Source organism: Nocardioides sp. Root140, from assembly GCF_001426745.1.
Lineage (GTDB): Bacteria > Actinomycetota > Actinomycetes > Propionibacteriales > Nocardioidaceae > Nocardioides.
In genome coordinates this window covers 1,299,522-1,315,832 of record NZ_LMFI01000010.1, presented here as the reverse complement: position 1 = coordinate 1,315,832, position 16,311 = coordinate 1,299,522, and the positions used below count along the sequence as shown (strand labels likewise).

The window sequence follows — 16,311 nt, the reverse complement described above, 5'->3', positions numbered from 1 at the left end:
CCTAGGTTGGCCGACATGACAGACGACCGACCCTGGGAACCGCCCCTCGCGGGCACCGAAGCCGAGGCCGTGATCGGTGCGCTCGACCGGTTGCGTGCCACGTTCCGCTGGAAGGCTGACGGCCTCGACGCCGCCGGGCTCGACCACCGGATCCCGTCGTCCTCGATGTCGCTCGGCGGGCTGCTCAAGCACCTCGCCGCGGTCGAGGACTACTACTTCACCGTCAAGATGACCGGCGACGCCATCGGGGAGCCGTGGGAGAGCTCCGACTGGGACGGCATGAACGACTGGGAGTTCGACTCGGCCGCCGCCGACAGCCCGCAGGAGCTCTACGCGTTGTGGGAGGGAGCCGTCGAACGCTCCCGCGAACGCGTTGCGAAGGTGCTGGCCCGGGGCGGGCTCGACCAACCCGTCGCGGCAGCCGACTCCGACGGGCAACACGCCAACCTGCGCCGCATGCTGTGCGACCTGATCGAGGAGTACGGCCGCCACACCGGCCATGCCGACCTGCTGCGCGAGGCGGTCGACGGCGTGGTCGGCGAAGACCCGCCCAACGGATGGAGAGCGTCATGAAGATCGTCCTGGTTCCCGGGCTCTGGCTCAACGCCCACACGTGGGACGCCGTGACCCCGCACCTCGAGGCCGCCGGCCACTCCGTGCAGGCACTGACGCTGCCCGGCATGGAGAGCAAGGACGCCGACCGCTCGGGCATCACGTTGGCCGACCACGTGGCCGCCGTGGTCGCCGCCCTCGACGCCGCCGACGAGCCGGTGCTGCTGGTCTGCCACTCGGCCGGGTGCGGCATCGGTCACTGCGCGATCGACGCCCGACCCGACCGGGTGGCGCGAGTGGTGCACGTCGGCGGGTTCCCCAGTGCCGAGGGCGAGGCGCTGCTGGGCAGCCTGCCCGCGGTGGACGGCGAGGTGCTGATGCCCGACTGGGCCGAGGTCGGCGAGGACGCCAACATCGTCGACCTCGACGAAGCGGCCCTGGCGCGCTTCTACGCCGACGCGATCCCCGCACCGGCCCGGGTCCTGAAGGACCCGGTGCACCTCGTCGACGAGCGCCGCCTCGCGGTGCCGGTCACCGCGGTCTGCCCCGAGTACACCGCCGCCGACCTGCGCGCCTGGGTCGACTCGGGCGACCTGCCCGAGCTGTCGGGCGCCGCCGAGGTGGACTACGTCGACCTGCCCGGCGGGCACTGGCCGCAGCTCACCCAGCCCGAAGCGCTCGCCCGGGTGATCCTCGACGCCGCCGCCGAACGGGTCAGCCCGGTCGCCGCGCCCTGAGCACGAGGTCGGTGTGATGGTGCGCGCCGGGCCCTTCCGGCGCCGTACGCGCGCGCCGGCCCTGCTGCTCGACGACCCAGCCTGCGTCGGTGACGGCGTCCACGAGGTGCTCGTGGCCGACGTACGCCTCGGGGTCGAAGCCGTGCTCCAGCGCCCGCTCCCGGTCCACGTCGGCGTGGTGTACGACGAGCAGGGTGCCGCCGGGAGTCACCAGTGAGAGCAACCGGTCGACGTTGGCGCCGTCCGCACGCTCGAGCGCCGGGTAGAACGAGATGACCAGGTCGTAGGACGCGGTGAGAGCATCGGCCAGCCCGGTGTGCAGCCAGGCCACCTGCGCCCCGTCCGACTCCGCTGCGGCGCGGGCGCGGTCGAGGGCCGTGCCCGAGACGTCGAGCGCGGTCACCTGCCAGCCCCGGGAGGCCAGCCAGATCGCGTCGGCGCCCTCGCCGCAGCCGACGTCGAGCGCCGTACCGGCGGGGAGGTCGGAGGCCTCACGCACCAGCGCCTCGTTCGGATTGCCGCTCCACACCGGGGCGGCGCCTGCGTAGTGCACGTCCCAGTCGGGCGTCTCGTGATCGTGGTGGTGACCGCTCATGGTGCAACGGTCCCACGTGGCCCGAGCCGGTTAGAGTGCGGGCGCAGACATGGCAGGCAGCGGCAGCCGACACTTCAGCCGACCGAATGGGGCGCAGATGAGCGACGACGCTTTGGTCGACTTCGACAGGGAGACCTTCGGCCACGGAGGCACCGAGCACCCCGTCCACCGCTCGGGCAGCGGGCCGGCGGTGATCGTGATCGCCGAGATCCCCGGCATCACCCCGAAGGTGGTCGAGTTCGCCCGCACGGTGCGCGAGGAGGGCTTCACCGTCGTCCTGCCACACCTGTTCGGAGTGCCGGGCCGCGACCCGAACCCGCCGGCGCACGGCTGGGCCGGCACCGTGGCGACCGGCGCCCGTGCCTTCGGCCGGGTCTGCGTCAGCCGCGAGTTCAGCCTCTTCGCGACGGGCCGGACCTCGCCTGTGGTGACCTGGCTGCGTGCGCTGGCCGCCCACGAGCACGAGCGCTGTGGAGGCCCGGGTGTCGGCGCGGTCGGGATGTGCCTGACCGGCGGCTTCGCGCTGGCGATGGCGACCGACGAACGCATGCTCGCTCCCGTGCTGTCGCAGCCGTCCCTTCCGCTGACCGTGATCCCGGGCCGCAAGCGTGGCACCGACATCTCGGCCGACGACCTGGCCGTGGTCAGGCAGCGTTGCGTGGCTGGCGACCTCACGGTGATGGGCCTGCGCTTCCGCGGCGACAAGCTGGTCTCCGACGAGCGCTTCGACTGGTTGCGCGCGCAGCTGGGTGACGCGTTCGTCGCGGTCGAGCTCGACGACGAGGACGCCAACCCCGAGGGGCTGCTGCCGCCGCACTCGGTGTTGACCGAGCACCTCATCGACGAGCCGGGCACCCGCACGCGCGCCGCACTCGACGACGTCCTCGAGCTGTTCCGGACCAGGCTGCTGCCCGGAGCCTGACGCGCCGACCCGGTTGCGTCAGGAGTAGCGGTGGCTCTTGGCCGAGTGGCCCTGCTCGCGGGTGCAGGTGCGACCGCTCATGTTGCGGTGCCCGCAGAGGGCCTCTTCCTGGGGGGCTTCGGTCGCCACGGGTTCGTCGGCCGGGCTCTCGACCTTCTTGACCGCGGCGCGTTCGGGCGCGGCGTTCGGCGCCACAGCGGGGCGCGCGGCCGCCTTGCCGGCCGCGGACTGCTTGGCGCGGGCGGCGGCCGCTTCATAGCGGGCTTCGCGCATCTTGCGCAGGTCATCCATCTTGCTCATCGTTGGCTCACGAGGTCGACTCTAGTGCCCGCCACCGACGACCCGGTCCGGCCGGTCGGTCGGCTCAGCCGACGAAGACGCAGAACGGGTGCCCCGCGGGGTCGGCCAGCACGTACAACGGCTCGCCCTCCTCGTCCGTGCGATCGAGCAGGACCCGTGCGCCGAGTGCCACCGCCCGCTCCACGTGGTGCTCGAGCTCCTCGCGAGTCGGCACGGTGAAGTCGACGTGCAGCTGCATCGGCACGTCGTGCGCGGGCCACGTGGTCGGCTCCAGCCGCTCGACCTCCTGGAACGCCAGCTTGCGGGCGCCGTCGTCGTCGACCAGCACCAGCCAGTCCTCTTCATCCGGAGAGCCGTCGGTCGGTGGCTCGTCCCCGGGGCGGTAGCTCAGGCCGAGCAGCTCGCGGTAGAACTCGGCCAGTCCGCGCACGTCCGTGGTGTCGAGCACCGTGTGCAGGAGCTGCGGAAACTCAGCCATGCCGTCGAGACTATCGGGCCCCAGCGGCAGGGACGAGCGCGTCGACCAGACGGGCCAGGGCGGGGGCCGGATCGTCGGCGCCCGAAGTGGCCCCCGGAGCGGCGGCCTCGACAGCCCGTCGGGAGAAGAGCACTGCCACCCCGTGCACGCCGGCCCACAGGGACAGGGCGTCGACCGGTTCGACCTCTCGACCACTCACGCGCGACATGGCGGCGCGCAACGAGTCGAACCAGCCGGCGGTGACGCCTCGCAGCTCGCCTCCGGCTCCTTCGAGCAGGTCGTGCCTGGTGATCAGCTCGAACATGTCCGGCCTCTGCATCGCGAAGTCGACGTACGCCTGCGCCGCGTTGCGCACCCCGGTGGCGCCGCGGGCCCGCTTCAACGCGGGGGCGAGCAGTGCGTCGAGGTCGTCGACACCGCGTCTTGCCACGGCACCCAGCAGAGCGGCGTACGTCGGGAAGTGGCGACGTGGCGCGCCGTGCGAGACGCCGGCCTCGCGGGCGATGGTGCGCAGTGTCAGCTCCGCGAGGCCGTCGCGCTCGAGCAGGCGTACGCCGGCATCGACGAGATCGTCCTTGGTGGCCATGTAGACAGTGTCAACAAGAATGCGGCACACTGTCCAGTAGACACTGTCTACTTCTGGAGGGCCCGTGATCTTCTGGTTGCTCAAGTGGGTGCTGCTCGGTCCGGTGGTGCGGCTCTTCGCCCGGCCGGTGGTGATCGGCCGGCAGCACCTGCCCGCCGACGGCCCCGTCATCCTGGCGCCCAGCCACCACGCCGAGATCGATTCGCTGGTGCTCTCGCTGGTCAGCCCGCGACGCCCGACCTTCGTCGCCAAGCGGGAGTACTTCGACGCCGCGACCCTGCGTGGTCGAGCCGACCGCTGGCTGTGCACCGTCACCGGCCAGATCGCGCTCGACCGCAACGGCGGGGACGCGGCACTGCGTGCACTGGACGCCGCTCGCGAACTGCTGTCGAACGGCGGCGTCTGGGCGATCTACCCCGAGGGCAGGCGTTCCCCGGACGGCCGACTTCACCGGGGCCACACGGGGGTGATGCGGGTGGCGCTCAGCGTGCCGGAGGTGGTCGTGATCCCGGTCGGCCTCCACGGAACCGCCGCCGTGGACGCACCCGGACGCCGCGGCTGGCGGAGAGGGCGGGTGCGAGTCACCTTCGGCGCGCCGCTCGATCTCGACCGCTGGCGTCTCACTCCTGACGACCCCACCACGTGGCGTGCCGCGACCGACCACCTGATGGGCGAGATCCGCGCGCTCACGGGGCAGGAGTACGTCGACGGCTACGCGGAGCGACGCCTGCCCGAGGCCGGCTAGCCCTGCGTCGCGGCCAGCATCCGCTCGGCGACCTTGCGGGCGGCGGCCCGCACCTCGTCGCCGCCCACGATGCGGTAGGGCACGGAGAGACCGGCCAACGCCTCGGCGTACATCCACGGGTTGCTGGTGGTGCCGGTGAGCCGGGTGGTCGCCTCGTCGATCGCCTCGAGACTGCCGAGCGCCCGGGGGAACCAGATCGACGCCAGCGGCGCGTCGATCACCACGTCGACCTCGAACTCCCACCCGACCGAGAGGTGCTTCTCGAGCTCGGCCACCGGGTCGAGGTCGGGGCGCGGCGTGAACGTCGCCTCGAGCTGCTCGACCGCACGGACCCGGTCGACGCGCAGCGTGCGGATGCTGTCGCGGTCGACCAGGCGGCAGAGGAGGTACCACCGCCCGTGGCGTACGACGACCGCCCACGGCTCGGCCTCGCAGGTCCACTCCGTGCCGGCCTCGCTGCGATAGTCGAGCCGCACGACGTGGTGGTGGGAGACCGCCTCGACCAGCGCGGTCGTCGTACCGGGGTCGGGGCGGGCGGCGGAGCGGTCGGGCACCGGAGCCGCGGCGCGGCGTACGGACTCGGCCTGGGCGGCGACCGGCTCGGGCAGCGCCCGCACGATCTTGCCCAGTGCACTGCCGACCGGGTCGGTCGGGTCGCCCGCGCGGTGGTGCCCGTCGAGCACGGCCATCACGACTCCGAGCGCCTCGGTGGCGGTGAACGTGAGGGGCGGCAGGCGCAGACCGCGGCCCACGCGGTAGCCGCCGTAGGGCCCGCGCTCGGACTCCACCGGGATGCCGGCCTCGCGGAGGATGTCGACGTAGCGGCGCACGGCCCGGTCGGAGACGCCGAGGCGTTCGGCCAGTCGGCGTGCGGTGATTCCCGGCTGGCTCTGGAGCAGCTCGAGGGTCAGGAGGGCGCGCGCGGTGGGACTGACATCGGTCTGCATGAGCCGCTCCGGTTCAGGAAGGAGAACGTCCGCTACCGACTCTAGTGTCGCCGTGTGACGATCACGATCCGCCCGGCGCACGACTTCGACGACACCGCGACCATGCTCGGGCCGAAGAACCCGACGTCGTCCGTCTGCTTCTGCCTGAGCCACCGCATCCCGGCCAGGGTCAACCGGTCGCTGGTCGGCCCTGAGCGTGGAGAGTTCGTCCGCGAGCTGTGCGCGAAGAAGGTGGCCCCCGGCGTGCTGGCCTACGACGGCGACGAGGTCGTCGGATGGGCGGCGGTGGCGCCGAAGGCGGACCTGCCGTTCGCGACGTCCCGCAAGATCCCGCAGCTCGACGACCTGCCGGTCTGGTCGATCTGGTGCATCCGCGTCCGGCCGGGGCACCGCGGACGCGGCGTGGCCCGCCACCTCATTCCCGGTGCGGTCGACTACGCGGTGGCTCAGGGGGCGCCGGCCCTCGAGGGCTACCCGGTCGACAACGGGGACGAGAAGGTCGACCTGACCATGGCCTACGTCGGCACCCGCAGGCTGTTCGAGGCCGCGGGCTTCACTGTGGCCTCGTCGACCGACTCGGTCTCGGGCGGCTTCCCTCGGGTGCTGATGCGGCTGGTGCCATGAGCGCCGAAGCGGCGCCCGTCGAGCTCAGTGCCCGCGACGCCCGCCGGATCGCCGTGCGCGCGCAGCTGCTCGACGCACCACAGCGGGTCGACCTCCTCGAGGTGGTGCGCCACCTGACCGTCGTGCAGAACGACCCGGCCAGGCCGGTCGCCCCGAGCGCGGAGATCGTGGCGTGGAGCCGTCTCGGATCGGCGTACGAGCTGGGCGACCTGGAGCGGCTGACCACCACCGGAGTGGTCATCGAGCTGCACAACATGCTGCGTCCGGCCGAGGACATCGGGCTCTTCCGGGCCGAGATGGCGGCCTGGCCCGGGCGCGGGCCGCTCAAGCCGTGGCAGGAGGACGTGCGCGACTGGGTCGAGGCCAACGACGAGTGCCGGCGCGACATCCTCGAGAGCCTGCGCGGCGACGGACCCCTGCCCGCGAGCCAGCTGCCCGACACCACCGTCGTGCCGTGGCAGTCGAGCGGGTGGAACAACGACCGCAACGTGCGGCGACTGCTCGACATGATGGTGGCCCGCGGCGAGATCGCCGCCGCCGGCACCGAGGGCCGCGAACGCGTGTGGGACCTGGCCGAGCGCATCTACCCCGACGGCCCGGTCGTGCCCTTCGACGAGGCAGCCCGCACCCTCGGCGAGCGGCGCCTGCGGGCCCTGGGCGTCAGCCGTGCGAAGGGGCAACAGATCCCCAACGAGACCAACGACGTGGGGCAGGTCGGCGTACCAGCGGTCATCGAGGGAGTCCGCGGGAAGTGGCGCCTCGACCCGGCGTACCTCGACCTGGTCGGCGCCGACGGTGGCTTCACCGGCCGCACGGTGCTGCTCTCGCCGATCGACCGGCTGGTGATCGACCGGAAGCGGATGACCGAGATCTTCGACTTCGACTACCAGCTCGAGATGTTCAAGCCGGCCGCCAAGCGGCGCTGGGGCTACTGGGCGATGCCGATCCTGTACGACGACCGCCTGGTCGGGAAGCTGGACGCCACCGCAGACCGTGAGGCCGGCGTGCTGCGCGTGGACGCCGTGCACGAGGACGGCTCCTGGACGCCGGGCATGCGCGCCGACGTCCAGGAGCAGATCGACGCGTTGGCCGCGTTCCTCGGACTGGCGCGGGTGTGACCCTGCACGTCTGCACGAAATGGTTGCGGATGTCGCTGGTGACAACCGCATCGTGCAGACGCGGACGCCGACGAGGCTCAGCGCAACGGTTTGACGAACCGGTGGCACGGCGTGGGGATCGGACCGTCCGGGCCCTTGGCGGCGTGGTCGAACACGCCCTCGTCGCGCCAACCTTGGCGCCTGTAGAACGCCTGCGCGCGGTCGTTGCCGGGCACCACGGCCAGCCAGGCCCGGTCGTGCCCGGCCGCCGCGATCCGGTTCTCTGCGTGCGTCAACAGGGCCGCGGCGACGCCACCACCGCGCTCGCCGGGGTGGACGAAGATGTGGTCGACGGCGGCGTCGGCGACCATGACGAACCCGACCACCCGGCCGTCGATCTCGGCGACGGTCGTGTCGGCCACTCGATCGGCGGTGGAGCTCAGGAAGTACTCCGACGGTCGGGCGGCGACCAGCGCGTCGGGCACCCGGCCGGCATGTGCCTCGGCCCAGCCCGGCTCCCAGATCGCGGCGACGACCGGCACGTCGGCGTGGGTGGCGGGGCGCAGCAGTGGCGTGTCTTCGGCGGCCATGGGTGCCAATCTATGACCCATGACGAAGGACGTGAGGCGACTGGTGGCGCCGCTCGCACTCTGCGCGGCGTTGGCCGGGTGCGGTGGCGGCGGCGCGTCGGGAGATGCGCCGGATGCGCCGGACCCCTCGCCGCCTAGCGCGACCGCTTCGCCGACAACGGAGACTTCGACGGAATCGCCGAGCTCGTCGACTCAGTCGGAGGACGGGTCGAAGGAAGGGTCAGAGAAACGGGCCACCAACCTGCGCGGCATCGACGTCTCCCACCACCAGGGCGCCATCGACTGGCCGCGCGTGGCCGCCGACGGCATCGACTTCGCCTACCTCAAGGCCACCGAGGGCAGCGGGTTCACCGACGACCGCTTCGCGACCAACGCCCGCGAGGCCAGGGCGGCCGGGCTGAAGGTCGGCGCCTACCACTACTACACGTTGTGCGCTCCGCCCGAGGCCCAGGCCGACCACTTCGTGGCCACGCTGCAACCGGCCCGCACGAACCTCCCGCCCGTCGTCGACCTGGAGCTGATCGGCAACTGTGACCCGCCGCCGGAGAAGGCAGGGCTCCGGGCCGACGTGGTGACCTTCATCGAGCGCGTGGAGGCCACCACCGGCACGAAGATCGTCGTCTACTTCCACCCCGACTTCGAGGCGCACTACGCGATGGTCGCCGACCTGGACCGCCGCCTGTGGGTACGACGAGTGGGCACGAAGGCACCACCCGGTGACTGGGTCATCTGGCAGCGCGACGACCACGGATCCGTCGACGGCGTGAACACGCCGGTAGACGTGGACGTGATGCGCCGATAACAAGTGGATCACCGGCCCCGCCACCACCGATGATGGACCGGTGACCTCCCCGGACCAGATGACCCTGCGGTCCTTCTGGGCAGCACTGCCCACGCCCGCGCGCTGGCTGCTCGCCTCGACGGTCTTCCAGGTGCTGGGGCGTGGCCTCACCCTGCCGTTCACGATCATCTACCTCCACGAGGTGCGCGACCTCACCCTCGACGTGGCCGGCACGATGATGGGCCTGGCCTTCGCGGTGGCGCTGGTGCTCACCCCGCTGGCCGGCAGCCTCACCGACCGGCTCGGTGCACGGATCATGGTGATGATCGGCAGCGCCGCGCAGAGCGTGGGCGTCGCGATCCTCGCCTTCGCCGACGACATCCCGACCGTGGCGCTGGCCATGGTGTTCGTCGGCATCTGCAACGCCGGCGGCTGGTCGGCGTTCAACGTGCTGATCTCCTCGCTCGTCGACGGCCCGGTCAGGGTGCAGTACTTCGGCATCAACTTCGCCCTGATCAACCTCGGCATCGGGCTCGGAGGCGTGGTGGGTGGAGTGTTCGTCGACGTACACCGCCCGGAGACGTTCACCACGATCTTCCTGGTCGACGCGGTCTGCATGCTGATCCCGATCGGCCTGATGCTGGGGCCGCTGCGCCACGTGCACGGCCGCAGCGAGACGCCGGAGGACGAGGTCGACACCAAGGTCTCCTACCTCACCCTGCTGCGTCGGCCCGGCGTGCTCCACCTGGTGCTGATCGGGTTGGTCTTCTCGTTCGTCGGCTACGGCCAGATGGAGGCGGGGTTCCCGGCGTTCGCCCGTCAGGTCAGTGAGGTCTCCACCCAGGTGATCGGCTGGGCGTTCGCGGTCAACACCGTCGTGATCGTGGCGTTCCAGTTCTTCGTGCTGCGCCGCATCGAGGGGCACCGGCGCACGCGGGTCGTCGTACTCATGGCCGCGATCTGGGCCGTGTCCTGGCTGGTGCTCGGTGCCACCGCCCCGTTCGCCGGCACCCTCACCGCGGCCACGATGGTGCTGGTCTTCCACGCACTGTTCGCCAGTGGAGAGACCCTGCTCCAGCCGACCCTGCCGGCGATCACCAACGACCTCGCTCCTGCGCACCTGCGCGGCCGCTACAACGCCCTCACGTCGGGTGCGTTCCAGCTGGGCGCGGTGGTCGGACCGCTGGTCGCCGGGTTCCTGCTGCGCCACCACCTGGGCAGCGCGTTCATCGGCGTACTCCTGGCCGGGTGTGCGGTGCTGGCCGTGGTCGCCGTACGCCTCGAGCGACAGATCTCGCCCGAGGTGAACGGCGTCGGCGGTGGCGGGGGAGACGACGTGCCACCGGTGCCTCCCACGGTCGTGGATCCGGCCCTGACCGACCCCGCCGTGACCGACCCCGGGCGCTGATCGGGCGGAGAGTCGCGTCATGGGACGGCCGCGGGGCCGTCTCCTCGACATGTGCAGAATTTCTCGGGACGGCAATCTCCTCGAAACGCTCCACCGTGAGCGCCTGGTCCTGGCCGGTGTCGCGGTCAACGTAGCCACGGTGGTGATGGTCGTGATCCACCACTCCTGAGGCGTTGAATGCGTGGTTAGTGTGGGGAGCATGCCTACCACCACCACTGCACTCCAGGCCGCCAGCGCCGGCGCCCCGTTCGAGGTCGCCGAGGTCCCCGTCCGCGACCTGCGCGACGACGACATCCTCATCGACATCGCGTACGCCGGCATCTGCCACTCCGACATCCACCAGGTGCGCGAGGAGTGGGGCAAGGCGATCTTCCCGATGACTCCCGGACACGAGATCGCCGGCGTCGTGTCGGCGGTCGGCTCGGGTGTCACCAAGCACAAGATCGGCGACCGGGTCGGCGTCGGCTGCATGGTCGACTCGTGCGGCGAGTGCGAGTACTGCAAGGACGGCGAGGAGCAGTACTGCCTCAAGGGTGCGGTGATGACCTACAACGGCACCGGCTACGACGGCGAGGAGACCAAGGGCGGCTACGCCAAGCAGGTCGCTGTCTCCGAGCGGTTCGTCTGCTCGATCCCCGACGGCATCGGCCTCGACGAGGCTGCGCCCCTGCTGTGCGCCGGCATCACGACCTGGGCACCGCTCAAGCGCTGGGGCGTCGGCCCGGGCAGCAAGGTCGCCGTCATCGGACTCGGCGGGCTCGGCCACATGGGCGTGAAGTTCGCGGCCGCCCTCGGCGCCGAGGTCACGGTGCTCTCCCGCAGCGACGCCAAGGCCGATGACAGCGCGGCCCTGGGCGCGACCGCACACGTCGCGACCGCCGACCCACTCAAGCTCAAGAAGCTGCGCGGCAGCTTCGACGTCGTGCTCAACACGGTCAGCGCCGACCTCGACCTCAAGCACTACATCGCGCTGCTCAAGCCGCTCGGCGCCCTGGTCAACGTGGGCATGCCGCCGTCGGCGTGGTCGATCCCTCCGGGCTCGGTCATCGGCGGATCCCGCGTCGTCGCGGGGTCCAACATCGGCGGCATCCAGGCCACCCAGGACATGCTCGACTTCTGCGCCGAGAAGGGAATCGGGGCCAGCGTCGAGACCGTTGCCGCCGCTGAGGTCGACGCGGCGTACGAGCGGGTCGTCGCCGGTGACGTGCGCTACCGGTTCGTCATCGACACCGCTACGATCGGGGCCTGAGCGCCGAGCGCACGATCTCTGTCGCGGTCTTCGCGGCCTGCGACAGAAATCGTGCGCTCGAGCGATTCCACGTGTCGGTCCCGGGGTCTAACGTCGGGAGCAACCCGACTTCCCTGGAGGAGACATGGCTTCCCTGCTCACCCCGTATCTCAGTTTCGACGGCAACGCCCGCGAGGCATTGGAGTTCTACCGCGACGTGTTCGGCGGCGAGCTCGACATCAACACGTTCGGCTCGCTCGGCCACCCCGATGCACCCGAGGCCGACCTGGTCATGCACGGTCAGCTCGAGACTGCGGCCGGCTTCACGATGATGGGCGCAGACACCCCGCCCGGCATGACCTACGAGGCGCCGGCAGGCATCACCGTGATGCTCAGCGGCGACGATGAGTCACTCCGCACCCAGTGGGCCAGGCTCGCCGACGGCGGCACGGTCGGCACCGAGCTGGCCACGCAGGTGTGGGGCGACGAGTACGGCGACCTGGTCGACAGGTTCGGCACTCCCTGGGGCTTCAACATCAGCGCCCGGAGCGAATGAGTCAGAGGTGGTCCGGCACGATGAACGCGTCGGGGTCCTGACGGATCGGCATCGCCAGCACGCCGATCTCGACCATCATCGCGGTGGCCTTCACCAACGCCTTCTGCTTGCGTGAGGAGAGCCCGTCCCACGCGCCGGGGCGGCGGTGGTCCATCAGCTGACGGGTGCCGGCAGTGGCTGCCTCGGCGTACTCCTCGGGGGTGAACTGCGGCGGCGAGCCGACCGTCGGCCGCTCCGGGAGCGCGATCAACGCGGTCAGGATCATCTCGCCGGCGGCCGCGCGGTGGTGGTACTTCTCGATCTTCGACAGCGCCTGCCAAGCCTCGTCGTGGTTGCGCTTCAGGGGCCGCGAGGCGGCGAAGACCTTCTGACCGACTGCGTCGACGGCCTCGGTCATCTCTCGTTCGGTGAACTTCATCGGGCCCTCCATTCCTCGTCGAGGATCGCGTAGAGCAGCCCGTCGCGCCACTCGCCGTCGCGATGCAACGAATCCTTCACGGTGTGTGACTCCCTTCGCATGCCGAGACGCTCCATCAGCCGCCAGGACGCCTCGTTCTCGGCGAAGCACTCGGCAGTGACCCGGCGCAGCCCGAGCTGGTCGAAGCAGACTCCCATGGCGGCGGCGACCGCCTCGGTGGCGTAGCCCTTGCCGCCGTGGTCGGGATGGAGGGACCACCCGAGCTCGGCCTGGGTGCCCGCGGCGAGCTCACGGACCTCGACCTGGCTCCACGGGTCGTTGACCCGCAGCATCAGGTCGCCGATGATCTCGCCGTCCAGCTCGATGACGAGGGTGAGGTCGATGGAGTCCGGCTCGACGAAGCGGCGCACGTAGTCGTCGTAGTCGGTGGCTGCACGGGTGATCCAGAGGCTCACCTCCGGCAGGTGCCGGAACTCCCAGGTCGCGTCGGCGTCCGCGAACGTGGCGGGGCGCAACGTCAGGCGATCGGTGCGCACGGGCCAGTCGATGCGGTCGAAGGTGCGGGCCATGGAGACATCATGCCGAACCTGCGCAAGCGAAATTCCCGGCGACGCCGTCAGGACCCGGCTGACATGATCTGCGCATGCGCACCGCTGCTCTCGGGATCTCGTTGCTGTTGTTGTTGCCGACCGCGTGTTCGTCCGACGGGGACGACGACGCCCAGGGAGTCGCCGACGACCTGGCCGCGGGGTTGACCCAGAAGAAACTTTCCGACGTGGCGTTCACCGGCGCCGACCCGACCGAGGAGTACGCCGAGGTGATCGGCGGACTGGGCGATGCCCCGCTCGAGGTGAAGGCTGCCGAGCCGGACCTCGACGGTGACACGGGCTCGGTCGCACTGACCTGGACGTGGGACGTCAAGGGCAACGAATGGTCTTACCGGTCAACGGCCGCGCTGGAGAAGAGCGGCGACGACTGGCAGGTGGCCTGGGACCGCGCCATCGTGGAGCCCTCGCTGACCGACAAGGAGGTGCTCGAGGTCGACACGCTGCTGCCCTCCCGTGGCGCGATCCTCGGGCCGCAGGAAGCCCCGATCGTCGTCGAGCGCGACGTCGTCAAGCTCGGCCTCGACAAGTCCACCCTGACGAAGGCCGAGGAGCTGGCCAGCGCCCGGGCCATTGCCCAGGTCCTCGACCTCGACGTGAAGTCCTTCGTGGCACGCACCAAGGCCAGCGGGGACAAGGCGTTCGTCGAGGCGTTGGTGCTGCGCAAGTCGGCCGCGGCAGACCTGCCCCCGACGTACGGTGAGATCAAGGGCGCCGTGGCGATCGGCTCACAGCGCCCGCTGGCCCCGACCAAGGAGTTCGCCGCCCCGATCCTCGGCACCGTCGGCGAGGCCACCGCCGAGGCGATCGAGAAGTCCGAGGGACGCCTCTCGGCCGGTGACCTCACCGGGCTCTCCGGACTGCAGGCGAGGTACGACGAACAGCTGTCGGGCAAGGCCGGCGTGCAGATCGAGGCGGTGGCCGGCAAGGGCAGCGAGCGGGAGCTCTTCACGACGAAGCCGGTCAACGGTGAGCCGCTGGTGCTGACCCTCGACTCGGGCCTGCAGATGAGGGCCGAGCAGGTCCTCGCACAGACCAGGCCGGCCAGCGCGATCGTCGCGATCGACCCGAAGAACGGCGACATCCTCGCCGCCGCGAGTGGCCCCGGCTCGAAGGGCATCAACACCGCGACGTTCGGGCAGTACGCACCCGGCTCGACGTTCAAGGTGGTCACCGCGCTGGCACTGCTGCGTGCCGGCCTGACCCCGGACACGACCGTGCCGTGCACCTCGACGCTGGTCGTCGACGGCAAGACGTTCAAGAACTACGACGACTACCCGGCCGGACACATCGGCGACATCCCGTTCCGTGAGGCCTTCGCCCAGTCCTGCAACACCGCCTTCATCGCCGAGCGCGACCGGTTGAAGAAGGGCGACCTGGCGCAGGCCGCCGCAGCCCTCGGCCTCGGCGTCGACCACGACCTCGGCTTCCCGGCCTACTTCGGGCAGGTGCCGGATCCGACCAGCGAGACTGGCAAGGCGGCGGACCAGATCGGCCAGGGCACGGTGCTCGCCTCCCCGATGGCGATGGCGACGGTGGCTGCGTCGGTGCGCGCCGGACGCACGGTTCTTCCGCGGTTGATCACCGGCCACAAGGTCACCCAGATCGAGCCCGAGGTGCCGCTGACCGCCCGCGAGGCGGACCAGTTGCGCGAGCTGATGCGGGGCGTGGTCACCGACGGTTCGGGTTCGTTCCTCGCCGGGCTGCCAGGCGAGGTGATGGCCAAGACCGGCACCGCGGAGTACGGCACCGGCGACCCGCTTCCCACGCACACCTGGATGATCGCGTCGACGAAGGACCTCGCCCTGGCGGTGTTCGTGGAGACCGGCGAGTCCGGCTCGGCGACCGCCGGCCCCCTGCTGACCGCCTTCCTCCAAGCTCGATAGTCAGGCTTGCCTCGGTCGCTCAAGGGTCTGCGGTCTCGTATTCGCGCGGGCGTCGGGGCTGTTGTTTCCGTGGTGGGTGCTTGTCGTCCAGACGACGATCGGGAGTCGTCAGCCACCTCGGAAGGCCGTGCTTGCGACGCCGTGCGCTTCTCGGTGGTTGAGAAGGCGCGCCAGCGCCGTCTCGAACCATGCATGGATCGGTGGTTGAGGAGGTCGCTCTGGCGACCGTCCCGAAACCAGGCCCGGTCAGGGCAACAGGGCCAGGCGGGCGGTGAGGACGGCGGGTGGGGCCGGGTGTGGGCGTGGCGGTAGCCCCGGCCACCGTGTTGTGGTGGCGGGGCTTGCGCTGGTGGTGCTGTGGGGCCGGTGCTGCTTGTGCTGTTCCCGACATTGCCCGCGGATGAGGCTGCAGGTGTCGGGTTCAGTTGGTGGGGAGTTCGATGGTCCCGTGGGTGGTGACCAGCCAGGTCCGGCGGTATTGGTTGGTCCAGGTATAGGTGCCGTCCTTGTTGCGGACGTAGGACCATCTGCCGTGGGTTTTGGCGAGGTGATGTCGTCGACACAACGGGGCAAGTCTGTCGGGGCTGGTCTGGCCCGGTGGCCCGGTGTCGTCGTAGGCGGTGATGTGGTCGAGGTCGCAACGCCTCGAGTCAACCGAACAGTGTGGGAAGACGCAGTTTCGGTCGCGGGTGAGGACTTGTTCGCGCATGGCTTCGGGTGGGTCGTGCTGGTCGACGGCCCAGGTCTGGTTGGTGTCGATGACTGGGGTGAGGGTGGCGTCGGGTCCGAGGTCTCGGATCCAGTCGAGAATCTTCTCCGCGGTGACGGCGCCGAACAGGTTCGTCTCCGCCATCCCCGGCGCCGGCTCGTGGCCACCGGTGCCTGCGGAGGTGCCGGTGGTGGCGAGGTCGGCGAGGTTCACGTGGATGTAGAGCCGGGTCTTGAGGTAGGACTTGCGCGGCGTGACCTGCTTGCCCGCACCGTGACTGCCCGCGNTGGTGGCGAGGTCGGCGAGGTTCACGTGGATGTAGAGCCGGGTCTTGAGGTAGGACTTGCGCGGCGTGACCTGCTTGCCCGCACCGTGACTGCCCGCGCCGTCGCCTTCACTGGCTGCATCGCCGTCGCCGTCGCCTTCGCCGGCTCCTGCACCGTCGTGGTTGCCGTCGCCGTCACGGTTCCTGTTGGCATGGTCGTCGGTCCCGTTGTCGTCGCCGATGAGGCCGAGGAGGTCGGCGCTGGCCTGCCGATCCGCGATC

Annotated in this window: 20 protein-coding genes; 12 read left to right on the top strand and 8 right to left on the bottom strand. The window is 70.7% G+C overall.

Translation table 11 applies throughout. The annotated features are described in order from the left end of the window. Nucleotides 1-15: 15 nt before the first annotated feature. Together ASD30_RS16555 and ASD30_RS16550 are read left to right on the top strand one after the other, a co-directional pair. Entirely contained in the window at nucleotides 16-573 is a 558-nt protein-coding gene (locus ASD30_RS16555) for a DinB family protein (RefSeq protein WP_056683727.1), read from the top strand. Continuing rightward, a complete protein-coding gene (locus ASD30_RS16550) occupies nucleotides 570-1,289 on the top strand; it encodes an alpha/beta fold hydrolase (RefSeq protein WP_056683724.1) in 720 nt (239 codons plus the stop codon). The genes ASD30_RS16555 and ASD30_RS16550 overlap by 4 nt, the downstream gene beginning before the upstream one ends. On the opposite strand, the gene ASD30_RS16545 is transcribed toward ASD30_RS16550, so the two are convergent. After that, nucleotides 1,267-1,884 (bottom strand): class I SAM-dependent methyltransferase, encoded by a 618-nt coding sequence (locus tag ASD30_RS16545; protein ID WP_056683721.1) that lies wholly within the window; start codon nucleotides 1,882-1,884, stop codon nucleotides 1,267-1,269. The genes ASD30_RS16550 and ASD30_RS16545 overlap by 23 nt on opposite strands. A 97-nt stretch (nucleotides 1,885-1,981) precedes the next feature. On the opposite strand from ASD30_RS16545, the gene ASD30_RS16540 reads away from it, so the two are divergent. Beyond that, a complete protein-coding gene (locus ASD30_RS16540) occupies nucleotides 1,982-2,806 on the top strand; it encodes a dienelactone hydrolase family protein (RefSeq protein ID WP_056683718.1) in 825 nt (274 codons plus the stop codon). 18 nt (nucleotides 2,807-2,824) lie between these two features. On the opposite strand, the gene ASD30_RS16535 is transcribed toward ASD30_RS16540, so the two are convergent. From ASD30_RS16535 to ASD30_RS16525, 3 genes are all read right to left on the bottom strand, one after another. Then, entirely contained in the window at nucleotides 2,825-3,106 is a 282-nt protein-coding gene (locus tag ASD30_RS16535; protein ID WP_056683716.1) for a hypothetical protein, read from the bottom strand. Nucleotides 3,107-3,170: 64 nt separating this feature from the next. Then, complete coding sequence (locus ASD30_RS16530) at nucleotides 3,171-3,584, bottom strand: VOC family protein (protein ID WP_056683713.1); 414 nt, start codon at nucleotides 3,582-3,584, stop codon at nucleotides 3,171-3,173. Between the two features lie 10 nt (nucleotides 3,585-3,594). After that, nucleotides 3,595-4,170: a TetR/AcrR family transcriptional regulator gene (locus ASD30_RS16525; protein ID WP_082563885.1), complete on the bottom strand. Its 576-nt coding sequence runs from the start codon at nucleotides 4,168-4,170 to the stop codon at nucleotides 3,595-3,597. 64 nt (nucleotides 4,171-4,234) lie between these two features. Here ASD30_RS16525 and ASD30_RS16520 point away from each other — a divergent pair, with 64 nt between their 5' ends. After that, a complete protein-coding gene (locus ASD30_RS16520) occupies nucleotides 4,235-4,915 on the top strand; it encodes a lysophospholipid acyltransferase family protein (protein ID WP_056683710.1) in 681 nt (226 codons plus the stop codon). On the opposite strand, the gene ASD30_RS16515 is transcribed toward ASD30_RS16520, so the two are convergent. Beyond that, a complete protein-coding gene (locus ASD30_RS16515) occupies nucleotides 4,912-5,862 on the bottom strand; it encodes a helix-turn-helix transcriptional regulator (RefSeq protein WP_056683707.1) in 951 nt (316 codons plus the stop codon). The two genes, ASD30_RS16520 and ASD30_RS16515, sit on opposite strands and share 4 nt — an antisense overlap. A gap of 54 nt (nucleotides 5,863-5,916) precedes the next feature. On the opposite strand from ASD30_RS16515, the gene ASD30_RS16510 reads away from it, so the two are divergent. Together ASD30_RS16510 and ASD30_RS16505 are read left to right on the top strand one after the other, a co-directional pair. Then, complete coding sequence (locus ASD30_RS16510) at nucleotides 5,917-6,486, top strand: GNAT family N-acetyltransferase (RefSeq protein WP_056683704.1); 570 nt, start codon at nucleotides 5,917-5,919, stop codon at nucleotides 6,484-6,486. After that, nucleotides 6,483-7,604, top strand: a complete 1,122-nt coding sequence (locus tag ASD30_RS16505) for a DNA glycosylase AlkZ-like family protein (protein ID WP_056683701.1) — start codon at nucleotides 6,483-6,485, stop codon at nucleotides 7,602-7,604. The genes ASD30_RS16510 and ASD30_RS16505 overlap by 4 nt, the downstream gene beginning before the upstream one ends. Before the next feature lie 77 nt (nucleotides 7,605-7,681). On the opposite strand, the gene ASD30_RS16500 is transcribed toward ASD30_RS16505, so the two are convergent. Next, complete coding sequence (locus ASD30_RS16500; protein WP_056683698.1) at nucleotides 7,682-8,173, bottom strand: GNAT family N-acetyltransferase; 492 nt, start codon at nucleotides 8,171-8,173, stop codon at nucleotides 7,682-7,684. A gap of 19 nt (nucleotides 8,174-8,192) precedes the next feature. Between ASD30_RS16500 and ASD30_RS16495 the strand changes: the two genes are divergently transcribed. From ASD30_RS16495 to ASD30_RS16480, 5 genes are all read left to right on the top strand, one after another. Next, nucleotides 8,193-8,975 carry a glycoside hydrolase family 25 protein gene (locus tag ASD30_RS16495; RefSeq protein WP_082563884.1) on the top strand — a complete coding sequence of 261 codons (783 nt, stop codon included), beginning with the start codon at nucleotides 8,193-8,195 and terminating at the stop codon, nucleotides 8,973-8,975. Between the two features lie 40 nt (nucleotides 8,976-9,015). Continuing rightward, complete coding sequence (locus ASD30_RS16490; RefSeq protein ID WP_200951163.1) at nucleotides 9,016-10,362, top strand: MFS transporter; 1,347 nt, start codon at nucleotides 9,016-9,018, stop codon at nucleotides 10,360-10,362. Nucleotides 10,363-10,381: 19 nt separating this feature from the next. Next, nucleotides 10,382-10,531 carry a hypothetical protein gene (locus ASD30_RS27590; RefSeq protein WP_156409837.1) on the top strand — a complete coding sequence of 50 codons (150 nt, stop codon included), beginning with the start codon at nucleotides 10,382-10,384 and terminating at the stop codon, nucleotides 10,529-10,531. A 30-nt stretch (nucleotides 10,532-10,561) separates the two neighbouring features. Beyond that, a complete protein-coding gene (locus ASD30_RS16485) occupies nucleotides 10,562-11,611 on the top strand; it encodes an NAD(P)-dependent alcohol dehydrogenase (protein WP_056683693.1) in 1,050 nt (349 codons plus the stop codon). A gap of 124 nt (nucleotides 11,612-11,735) precedes the next feature. Then, complete coding sequence (locus ASD30_RS16480; protein WP_056683690.1) at nucleotides 11,736-12,146, top strand: VOC family protein; 411 nt, start codon at nucleotides 11,736-11,738, stop codon at nucleotides 12,144-12,146. A 1-nt stretch (nucleotide 12,147) separates the two neighbouring features. Here ASD30_RS16480 and ASD30_RS16475 read toward each other — a convergent pair whose 3' ends face one another. Then, the gene (locus ASD30_RS16475) at nucleotides 12,148-12,564 is read right to left on the bottom strand and encodes a hypothetical protein (protein WP_156388752.1); all 417 of its coding nucleotides are present in this window, start codon (nucleotides 12,562-12,564) and stop codon (nucleotides 12,148-12,150) included. Next, nucleotides 12,561-13,133, bottom strand: coding sequence for a GNAT family N-acetyltransferase (locus tag ASD30_RS16470; protein WP_056683684.1), 573 nt, complete (start codon nucleotides 13,131-13,133; stop codon nucleotides 12,561-12,563). Before ASD30_RS16470 ends, ASD30_RS16475 begins: the two co-directional genes overlap by 4 nt. A gap of 74 nt (nucleotides 13,134-13,207) precedes the next feature. Here ASD30_RS16470 and ASD30_RS16465 point away from each other — a divergent pair, with 74 nt between their 5' ends. After that, on the top strand, nucleotides 13,208-15,055 hold the full coding sequence (locus tag ASD30_RS16465) for a penicillin-binding transpeptidase domain-containing protein (protein WP_056683682.1): 1,848 nt from the start codon (nucleotides 13,208-13,210) through the stop codon (nucleotides 15,053-15,055). The last annotated feature ends 1,256 nt before the right edge of the window (nucleotides 15,056-16,311 follow it).

Excerpts from the sequence above, each read along its gene's own strand:
- ASD30_RS16555 (WP_056683727.1), top strand. The coding sequence starts at position 16 with ATGACAGACGACCGACCCTGGGAACCGCCCCTCGCGGGCACCGAAGCC.
- ASD30_RS16550 (WP_056683724.1), top strand. The coding sequence starts at position 570 with ATGAAGATCGTCCTGGTTCCCGGGCTCTGGCTCAACGCCCACACGTGG.
- ASD30_RS16545 (WP_056683721.1), bottom strand. The coding sequence starts at position 1,884 with ATGAGCGGTCACCACCACGATCACGAGACGCCCGACTGGGACGTGCAC.
- ASD30_RS16540 (WP_056683718.1), top strand. The coding sequence starts at position 1,982 with ATGAGCGACGACGCTTTGGTCGACTTCGACAGGGAGACCTTCGGCCAC.
- ASD30_RS16535 (WP_056683716.1), bottom strand. The coding sequence starts at position 3,106 with ATGAGCAAGATGGATGACCTGCGCAAGATGCGCGAAGCCCGCTATGAA.
- ASD30_RS16530 (WP_056683713.1), bottom strand. The coding sequence starts at position 3,584 with ATGGCTGAGTTTCCGCAGCTCCTGCACACGGTGCTCGACACCACGGAC.
- ASD30_RS16525 (WP_082563885.1), bottom strand. The coding sequence starts at position 4,170 with ATGGCCACCAAGGACGATCTCGTCGATGCCGGCGTACGCCTGCTCGAG.
- ASD30_RS16515 (WP_056683707.1), bottom strand. The coding sequence starts at position 5,862 with ATGCAGACCGATGTCAGTCCCACCGCGCGCGCCCTCCTGACCCTCGAG.
- ASD30_RS16505 (WP_056683701.1), top strand. The coding sequence starts at position 6,483 with ATGAGCGCCGAAGCGGCGCCCGTCGAGCTCAGTGCCCGCGACGCCCGC.
- ASD30_RS16500 (WP_056683698.1), bottom strand. The coding sequence starts at position 8,173 with ATGGCCGCCGAAGACACGCCACTGCTGCGCCCCGCCACCCACGCCGAC.
- ASD30_RS16495 (WP_082563884.1), top strand. The coding sequence starts at position 8,193 with ATGACGAAGGACGTGAGGCGACTGGTGGCGCCGCTCGCACTCTGCGCG.
- ASD30_RS27590 (WP_156409837.1), top strand. The coding sequence starts at position 10,382 with ATGGGACGGCCGCGGGGCCGTCTCCTCGACATGTGCAGAATTTCTCGG.
- ASD30_RS16485 (WP_056683693.1), top strand. The coding sequence starts at position 10,562 with ATGCCTACCACCACCACTGCACTCCAGGCCGCCAGCGCCGGCGCCCCG.
- ASD30_RS16480 (WP_056683690.1), top strand. The coding sequence starts at position 11,736 with ATGGCTTCCCTGCTCACCCCGTATCTCAGTTTCGACGGCAACGCCCGC.
- ASD30_RS16475 (WP_156388752.1), bottom strand. The coding sequence starts at position 12,564 with ATGAAGTTCACCGAACGAGAGATGACCGAGGCCGTCGACGCAGTCGGT.
- ASD30_RS16470 (WP_056683684.1), bottom strand. The coding sequence starts at position 13,133 with ATGGCCCGCACCTTCGACCGCATCGACTGGCCCGTGCGCACCGATCGC.
- ASD30_RS16465 (WP_056683682.1), top strand. The coding sequence starts at position 13,208 with ATGCGCACCGCTGCTCTCGGGATCTCGTTGCTGTTGTTGTTGCCGACC.